This is a genomic window from Actinosynnema sp. NPDC023658, from assembly GCF_040639995.1.
Lineage (GTDB): Bacteria > Actinomycetota > Actinomycetes > Mycobacteriales > Pseudonocardiaceae > Actinosynnema.
Map to the genome: position 1 here is coordinate 1 of NZ_JBFAAX010001107.1, position 1,739 is coordinate 1,739.

Here is a 1,739-nt window from a genome sequence, read left to right on the forward strand (position 1 = left end):
CCGGCTCCGGTCGGCTCGGGTTGAGCGCAGGGTGCGGAGGGTGAGGGCGCGGAGAGTGGGTGGGCGGCGGGTGGTCGGGCAGGCGCAGGCCCAGGTCGACCCTGGTTCGGGTGGTGGCCTTGACGATGGCGAACAGCCGGCGCGGCGACGCCAGGCCGACGTACGTCTTGCGCGGCTGCACGTGCAGCGGTCCCAGCAGCGCCGCCTCGGCCAGCAGCCGGTCGAGGATGGGACGCAGCTCCGGCCGGTCGGCGTACTGGGCGTCCACGAGCCCGGCCGCCCGACCGCCCGCCGACGGACCCGCGGACCCGCCCGGCGACCCGCTCATGAACCCGGGGTAGCCGAACCGCTCCATCACCAGCAGCATCTGCCCGTAGCCGGTGACGCCCTGCTCCCCCAGCCACGAGCGCAGGTCACGCTCGTTGTCCAGCCCGGACGACAGCACGCGCCGGTTCCACTCCGGCACGCCCTGGCCGGTGCCGCGGCGCAGCTGCACCACGGACCAGTCGACCATCTCCCGCCAGTTCTCCGCCACCACCACGGGCGACATACTGCCCGCTCAGGGCAGACGTTGCCCGAAGAGCAGCGCACCGGCCACGGCGATCATGCCCAGCACGGTCCCCAACGCCACCCACGGCCGTGACGCGTCGGCCTGCTTCTTCTCGTACCCGATCTGCTCACCGAGCGTGTCGTACACCCGGCGCAGCTCCTCGGCGCTCGCGGCCTTGAAGAACTCGCCGCCGGACAGCTTGGCGATCTCCTTCATGGAGTCGTCGTCCACCGGCACGTCCTGCCGCCGCCCCTCGATGTCGACCACACCGTCCTCGGTGCCGAACGAGATCGTGGAGATCGGGATGCCGGCCTTCTTGGCGTCCTCCGCCGCGTCGAACGCCTTGCGGGTGCCGACGGTCTCCTTGCCGTCGGTCATCAGCACGACGCGCGCGGGCGGCGGGCCGTCCGCACCCCCGACGACCTTGCCGAACGAGTCGATCGCCGCCAGCGCGGCCACGATCGCGTCACCCGTCGCGGTCGACTGGGCCAGCTTCAGCCCGTCGATGCTCTGCGTGACCGCACCCCGGTCGGTGGTCGGCGCGACCAGCACGGTGGCCGAACCGGCGAACGAGATGAGCCCCAGGTTGATGCCCGGCGTGAGCCCGTCCGCGAACGACTTGGCGGCCACCCGCGCGGCCTCCAGCCGGGACGGCTTGACGTCCGTGGCCTTCATCGACAACGACGTGTCGATCACCAGCATCACGGTGGCGCGGTTGCGCGGCACCTTCTGCTCGGCGGTCGGCCCGGCCAGCGCCACGGTCAGCGCGATGAACGCCACCATCAGCACCGCCACCGGCACGTGCTTGTACCAGCCCTGGCGCTTGGGCGCGACCTTCTCCAGCATCGGCAGGTTGGCGAACCGCAGCGTCCGCTTGCGCAGCACGCGTTGCAGCACCACGTAGAACGCGGTGAGCGCCGCCACCCCCACGAGCAGCAGGAACCACCACGGCGCGGTGAACCCCGACAGGCTCATCAGGCCACTCCTCCCGACCAGCGGCGCTTGCGTGCCACGACGAAGCGCACGGTGTCGGCTATCCAGTCCGAGTCGGTCCTCAGCACCAGGTGGCCGGCGCCCGCGCGGCGCAGGCCGGCGGCGACGTCGGCGCGGTGCTCGGCCGCCGCGGCGGCGAACTCGCGGCGCAGCAGCGGTGAGGCGACGACCTCGCGCTGCCGCCCCGACTCCGGGT

The 1,739-nt window shown here is 72.6% G+C and carries 2 protein-coding genes and 1 pseudogene; all 3 read right to left on the minus strand.

The annotated features are described in order from the left end of the window. The coding region (locus AB0G02_RS38565; protein ID WP_360804967.1) for a DUF5655 domain-containing protein at positions 1-541 on the minus strand (541 nt) is incomplete at its 3' end. A gap of 18 nt (positions 542-559) precedes the next feature. Next, positions 560-1,525 carry a VWA domain-containing protein gene (locus AB0G02_RS38570; protein WP_360804970.1) on the minus strand — a complete coding sequence of 322 codons (966 nt, stop codon included), beginning with the start codon at positions 1,523-1,525 and terminating at the stop codon, positions 560-562. Beyond that, positions 1,525-1,739, minus strand: a pseudogene (locus AB0G02_RS38575) (DUF58 domain-containing protein); the annotation flags it as partial. The gene AB0G02_RS38570 and the pseudogene AB0G02_RS38575, both read right to left, overlap by 1 nt.